This is a genomic window from Paenibacillus validus NBRC 15382 (assembly GCF_004000985.1).
GTDB classification, from domain to species: Bacteria; Bacillota; Bacilli; order Paenibacillales; family NBRC-103111; genus Paenibacillus_G; species Paenibacillus_G validus.
In genome coordinates this window covers 1-6,898 of sequence record NZ_BIMH01000094.1, presented here as the reverse complement: position 1 = coordinate 6,898, position 6,898 = coordinate 1, and the positions used below count along the sequence as shown (strand labels likewise).

5 protein-coding genes are annotated in these 6,898 nt (G+C 53.3%); all 5 read right to left on the bottom strand.

Annotation, left to right across the window (positions count from 1 at the left end; all coding sequences use genetic code 11):
• Positions 1–134: 134 nt before the first annotated feature.
• Positions 135–1,331 (bottom strand): cytochrome P450, encoded by a 1,197-nt coding sequence (locus tag PVA01S_RS25950; RefSeq protein WP_127610766.1) that lies wholly within the window; start codon positions 1,329–1,331, stop codon positions 135–137.
• 100 nt (positions 1,332–1,431) lie between these two features.
• Positions 1,432–3,015 carry an ABC transporter substrate-binding protein gene (locus PVA01S_RS25945; RefSeq protein ID WP_164751987.1) on the bottom strand — a complete coding sequence of 528 codons (1,584 nt, stop codon included), beginning with the start codon at positions 3,013–3,015 and terminating at the stop codon, positions 1,432–1,434.
• Positions 3,016–3,082: 67 nt separating this feature from the next.
• Complete coding sequence (locus PVA01S_RS25940) at positions 3,083–3,853, bottom strand: SDR family NAD(P)-dependent oxidoreductase (protein ID WP_230875977.1); 771 nt, start codon at positions 3,851–3,853, stop codon at positions 3,083–3,085.
• A 53-nt stretch (positions 3,854–3,906) separates the two neighbouring features.
• On the bottom strand, positions 3,907–5,949 hold the full coding sequence (locus PVA01S_RS25935) for an ABC transporter ATP-binding protein (RefSeq protein WP_127610762.1): 2,043 nt from the start codon (positions 5,947–5,949) through the stop codon (positions 3,907–3,909).
• A 48-nt stretch (positions 5,950–5,997) separates the two neighbouring features.
• Positions 5,998–6,898: ABC transporter permease (locus PVA01S_RS25930; protein ID WP_307720709.1), on the bottom strand; the 901-nt coding region annotated here is incomplete at its 5' end.

The following is a 6,898-nucleotide window of genomic DNA, read 5'->3' as shown; positions in this document are numbered from 1 at the left end:
CTCCTTAATGATAGAATGTTATCGCTTTCATTTAATCGTGTAATGGATAACCGCCTTTTTAGCATAAAACGAGCATCTAACTGGTTTCTTACACGTTCGTGCTAATTTCTTACAATTGCAGGGCCGCCGCCTGTCTAAACGTCCCATGCCAGCGGAAGGGACAGCACGCCGTGTACAATACCCGTACCCGTTCGAACCGCTGCACCGGGTTTAATCCGGAAATCCGGGATGCGCTTCAGCCATTCCTCCAGGAAGATGCGCAGCTCGGACGATGCGAGCGTGGCGCCCGGACAACGGTGGATGCCTTGCCCAAAGGTGGAATGCGTCCGGGCATCGCTGCGGCGGAAATTCACTTCAAGCGGATTCTCGAAGCTTTCGGTATCCAGTCCATGCAAGCAGGCGGATAGAAAAATTTGTTCCCCTTCCTTCATCGCGACGCCCTTGTATACCATATCCTTAACGACGACCCTGGCGATATTCGGTACGCTAAAGCGTCTCAGCAGCTCTTCCACCGCATTGGGAATAAGCTCCGGATCGTCGATCAGCTGTCTCCGGTGTTCCGGATTCTCGGCCAGAAAGCGCGCAATCCAGCCCATCGTGGAGGCAACCGTATCCAAACCGCCGCCGAGCAAGCCGCGGATCAGGCCATAGGCCTCTTGATCGTTGAGTTTGCGTCCGCCGATATCGGCGTTAACGGCACGGCTGATCAGATCCTCCCCCGGATTGGCGCGTCGTTCCACGATCAAATTATGGATGTACAGGGCTCTTTGACGTTCGGTTTCCTCTTTGATTTCAGCGTTTCCCGGACGAACGAAAGCCGCAGTCCACTCGAGCAGCATCTCGCGATGTTCAAGCGGCAGACCGCACATCTTCAGGAAGACGATAATCGGAACCTGCAGGGCGAAATCAGCCATGAATTCGCACTCGCCCTTTGGCCGGAAGCCCTCGATCAAGGAGATCGCCAGCTCGCGGGCTTCACTCGACCAAGTCGAAATCGCTTTAGGCAGAAAAGCAGGTGCGAGAAGTCTGCGGTAAGCCATATGATCGGGCGGATCTATCTCGAGCGGAATGGCGGGCGGACGTGCAGACTTCGGGATAAATGCCGACTGCGAGGAGAAATGATCATGATCGGACAGGATATGGCAGATGTCCTCGCCGCGGGTCGCAACCCAATGGCCCTTATTGTGCGGCGTCCAAAAAATATCAGGCCCGTTATGCAGACGTTTCAAGGCCAGGAAGGGATCTTCGTCGGAGCCGGCCGGATGCAAAAAATCGAAATCGACCACTAAATCAGGTGAAACATGAGAAGGTACGGCATCGTTTACACTCATCCTTTTTCACTCCTGTACGGTTATTGATCTCGCGCGACCCTTATCGGATCGTTGTAACAAAAAATCCGCTCATGGAGCGGATTTTAAGAGAAGAAGCCGGCTACTTCTTGATCCACGCCTCTTCCGGGGTCCAATCGTTCCCGTTTGTCGTCAAGTTGCCTAAATCCTGAATCTTTTGCTGCGTGGCAACTCCCGTTGTCAGACCGATCAAGGGGACGGCAAGGGCATATTCTTCAAAGAGCACTTTTTGCAGCTCCACAAGCGGTTTTTTCGAGGATTCGAAATCGGGCGCATTCCTGGAATCAGCCAGCAGCTGCTCGACCTTATCCGGATGCAAAATATTTTTACCGTACAGGGTTGCGTTTTTGCTTATTACCCGGTTCAACGTAGTTAATGTACTCGGCGCCATGGCTCTGAAAAACATAATCATCCCGTCCCACTTATCGTTAGTGAGAGCGGTCCACTTCGCCGAATCGACAGTGACCACTTGAGCGTCGATGCCTACCTTGGCCAAATAAGACTGAACGGCCGTCATGAGGTTCTCCCTGGCCGGATCTGTCGTGATCTTTGTTTTGAAGCCGTTCGGAAACCCGGCCTCCGCCAGCAGCTGCTTCGCTTTGTCCGGATCGTAGGGAAATCCTTTCACATCGGGATTGTGCGCCCACAGACCCGGTTTATACCACTGATTCGTGGAAAAACCAAGCCCTCTGCGGACCGACTTCACAATGGCTTCATTGTCGATGGCATGAATAACCGCCTGTCTAACCTTCACATTGGCGAATGGCGAGTTCGGGTTGATGGTATCGAACATGAGCCCGATGCCTACGGTTCCGAATGCTTTATCGTCCGTCCAGGTCGTATATTTGCCCGACTTCTGAAGCTCTAGAAACATACCGGGATCCATCTGTGTCAACACGTCGGCTCCCCCGGTTTTAAACACATTGGCTGCCGTATTGATTTCTCTAATAAAGGTATATTCGATGGCATCCAAATACGGCTTGCCTTTTTGCCAATAGGTTTCGTTTTTCTTGAACTTGGCCGACACATCCTTCTCCCAGCTGACAAACTTGAACGGACCCGTACCGACCGGATTCAGAATAGCCCAATCTTTTCCGTTCTTGGCGACAGCAGCAGGCGATATCATCTTCACGTAGTAGGCGACGGCTTCCAGCAGCCCGCTGTCCCATGCCGCAAGATTCAACCGTACGGTGCTCGCATCGATCACATCGACCGACTGTATGCCGTTCACCTCGGGACGCTTGGCCGTTAAGTACTGTTCAATGTTCCATTTCACAGCCTCTGCGTTCAAGTCGGTATCATCATGAAATTTGATCCCCGGCTTGATTTTAATGGTAATCGTCTTATTTTGAGGATCGGATTGCCAGCTTTCCACAAGGAACGGGAGGACGTTCCCTTCCTTATCGTAACGCCCGAGCGATTCAAGCACAGGCTGGTTATAGTAGAACGTGACGTTCGAACGCAGCTCGGCCGGATAACCCAGGTTCGTCAGCGTATCGGACATAATGATCTTCATCGTACCGCCATACTTCGACGATGCCGTTTTCGAATCATTTTGCGGTTCTTGCTTCGCCGGTTCTTGCTTGGCCGGTTCTGGGGTGCAGCCGGAGATGACCACAGAAATCAACAGACATAGGGCAAGGGAAAGAGAGATGAAATTGGACATTCCTGATTTCTTCCTCATTAGACGCACCTTTTTCCATTTATGATTTTTGTGATTCGTGAATGCTTACTTACTTGGCGGTCCAGCCCCCATCGACCGAGATGATGGCGCCGGTAATGTAACCCGCTTTCTCCGAAGCCAGGAACAGAGCCGTATTCGCGATTTCTTCCGGCTTTCCAAGTCTCCCCAGAGGGGTGATCTTGGGCAAATATTCTTTGGCTTCAGGCTTCATATCCAGTACAGTCGTCATCATCGGCGTATCGATAGAACCGGGACAAATACAGTTGACGCGGATATTGTGCACGCCGTACGTGACAGCCCATACACGAGTCAACGAGATAATCGCGCCTTTTGACGCCGTATAGGCATCCGCTCCCGGTTGGCCTACCAGCCCGGCTGCCGACGAGTTGTTGATAACGCTTCCAGATTTTTGTTCAATCATGACCGGCAGCACATGCTTCGTAAAATAAAAGACACTGTTCAGATTAATATCGAGAATCGCCTTCCAATCGTTCGTGTCGGCCTCTACGACTGACGCCATTTTATACTTGGCGCCAAATCCGATTCCGGCATTGTTGAAGAGCACGTCGATTCGCCCGTATTTATTTTTGACTTCATTTACTAAAGAGATCACGGCCTCTTCGTCGGATACATCCAGTTTATAGAAATGAGCTTTGAAGCCGGCATCGTTAATTTCCTGCTGTACCGCTTTCCCCCCTTCTTCGTTTAAATCTGCGAAAATCACCGTGGCCCCTTCTTCCGCAAACAATTTGGCCGATGCTTTGCCTTGTCCGCTGGCGCCGCCCGTAATAATGGCTACCTTGTCTTTTAATACCATCATCAATCACGCTCCTAATGGCTTTATTTAGCCGGTTGATGCTTCCTAGCAAACCGCTACGCTTTGAAACAAGCCACGCCGTGTCCTCCGCCGACGTTCAGCAGCGGCGGCGCGGATTCGCTGCACTCTTTCGTTGCATGCGGACAACGGTTAGAGAAGCTGCACCCCGGCGGTTTGTTCATCAGACTCGGCACATCGCCCTTGATCACGATTCGCTCCCGCGTCTCCTCCACAAAGGGATCGGGAATCGGGACCGCCGCAAGCAAAGCCTGCGTGTACGGGTGCTTAGGGTTTTCATACAGCGACTTCCAATCCGCAATTTCCACAATACGCCCCAAATACATCACGGCTACGCGGTCGCTGATGTGCCGTACGACGGATAAATCATGGGCAATGAATAAATAGGTCAGCCCCAGCTTCACCTGTAAATCCTCAAGCAGATTGATGATCTGCGCTTGAATCGATACGTCGAGCGCCGAGATGGCTTCGTCGCATACGATAAAGGAAGGATTGCTCGCTAACGCCCGGGCGATGCCCAGACGCTGCCGCTGTCCGCCGCTGAATTCGTGCGGAACGCGGTTTTTCAAATCCGGATCGAGGCCTACTAACCGGAACAGCTCATCGACCCTGTTGTTATACTCGCTCCGGCTGCTTACCAATTTGTTGATTTTCAGCGGTTCCCCGACAATATGACCCGCCGTTTGCCGGGGGTCGAGAGAGCCGTAAGGATCTTGAAAGATGAGCGACATATGTTTGCGGAGCGGACGCAGCTGACTTTTGGACATGGCAGCGATGTCCTGCCCTTCAAACAAAATTTGGCCCCCGGTAGGATCGTACATGCGCAGGATGCTGCGGGCCACGGTCGTTTTGCCGCATCCGCTCTCCCCTACAAGCCCCAGCGTCTCCCCCTTTTTCAGGTCAAAGCTGATGTCGTCCACCGCTTTAATATCGGCGACTTTCCGCTTCAGCAGCCCCTTCGTGACAGGAAAGTACGTTTTCAGGTTTTTCACTTCCAACAAGATTTCCGTTTTCGGTTTGGATGGGCCCGCATGAACTTCCGCCTTTTCCTGCACCTTCTGGAGCATGACTCCCCCGTCGGCTGCTGCTGCCGCTTCCGTTTCACCTATGTTCACATAGCATGCGGCATGATGTCCGTCCTTCACTTCAACCAGTTCAGGCGCAGGCGCCTCCGAGCATAGGGCCGTGCGGTAAGAGCACCGGGGAAGAAACGGACAAGTCGTCGGCTTGTCGGCAAGGTTGGGCGGCAGCCCTTCGATCGGAATCAGCTTGCGGTCCTTCGGATCATCCAATCTCGGCACGGCCTTAAGCAGACCAATGGTATACGGGTGCTGCGGACTGGCGAATATATCCTTGGCCGAGCCGGACTCCACAATCCCTCCGGCATACATGACATAGATGCGATCCGCATAACGGGCCACAATGCCCAAATTGTGCGTTACGAGCACTAAAGCCGTATTCGTGCGCTTGACGATATCCCGCAGCAATTCGAGCAGCTGCGCTTGTGTCGTCACATCCAAGGCTGTCGTAGCTTCATCCGCGATCAAAATTTTCGGATTGCAAGACAGCGCCATGGCAATCATAATCCGCTGTCTCATGCCGCCGCTAAACTGATGCGGGTAGTAATCGACCCGATGCTCGGCATCCGGTATGCCCACCTGCTGGATTAATTCGATGGCCCGGCTGCGCGCTTGGGCTTTATTCAGCTTCATATGCAGCATGACCGATTCGCCGATCTGTTCCCCCACGGTCAACACCGGGTTAAGTGAGGTCATCGGTTCCTGAAAGATAACGCCGATCTGGCCGCCCCGAATATCGCGCAGTTCCTCGCTCTTCGGGTGGTACCGGAGCAGGTCGGCACCTTTAAACAACACTTCTCCGCCGACAATTTTGCCGGGGGGCGAAGGAATGAGCTGCAGCCCGGAATATTGGGTGACGGACTTGCCGGAACCGCTTTCGCCGACGACCGCCACGATCTCTCCCTCGTCAACATAATACGAAACGCCATCCACCGCTTTATACGTAAGGCCGTCTACCCTAAACTCGGTTTTTAGATTTTTCACTTCCAACAGATGATTCATTCGCGGATACCCTCCTCATCATGCGGCGACTTTCTTCCAATCCGATTATTACGTCGTTCCTCTCAACCTCGGATCCAGCGCGTCTCTTAGCGCATCGCCAACCAGATTAAAGGCCAGGACCGTAATCATGACCGCGATGCCCGGAGCAAAAGAAAGCAGCGGATTGGTGGATAAATATTTATATCCGTCATTGATCATGGAGCCCCAGGCGGCTCCGGGCGGAGCGATACCGAGTCCAAGGAAGCTCAGACCGGCTTCAGCGAGAATGGCCACCCCTAAATTCAACGTAATCAGCACGATCAAGGGAGACAGGCAGTTGGGGAGGACGTGAACCAGCATGTTACGAAGGTTGCTTGCGCCGCTGATTTCGGCCGCCACGACATAGTCCGCCTGCCTTACCGACAATACTTGTCCCCGCATCAGCCTCGCATAATTGGGTATCAAGGCAACCCCGAGCGAGATCATGACGTTAGCCAAACCGCCGCCCAGCGCAGCCCCTACCGAAAGCGCCAAAATAATCGGAGGAATCGCCATGAGCGCGTCCATCACCCGCATAATGAAGCCGTCCACAATGCCGCGAAAGTACCCGGCGATCAGACCGAGCGACATGCCGATGCCTCCGGCAATCGCGACAGACACAATCCCGACGGCAAGGGATGCACGCGTTCCGTAAATAATCCGGCTTAAGATATCCCGGCCGAACAAGTCCGTACCCAGCAGATGCGCCGAGGACGATAGCTGAAGCGTATTGCTCAAGTCCTGCTCGTACGGGTCGTAGGGTGAAAGAACAGGGGCGAATATGGCGCAAAGCACGATTAACAGCAGAATAATCAAGGCCGCTACGACAGCCTTGCGCGCCAGAAAGACGCGGAGAAATTTCCGTAGGTTGCTCGTTCGCGGCGAAAGCTTCGCTGCCGGTTTGGCAAGTGCGGTTTCCATCAAGCTCTTC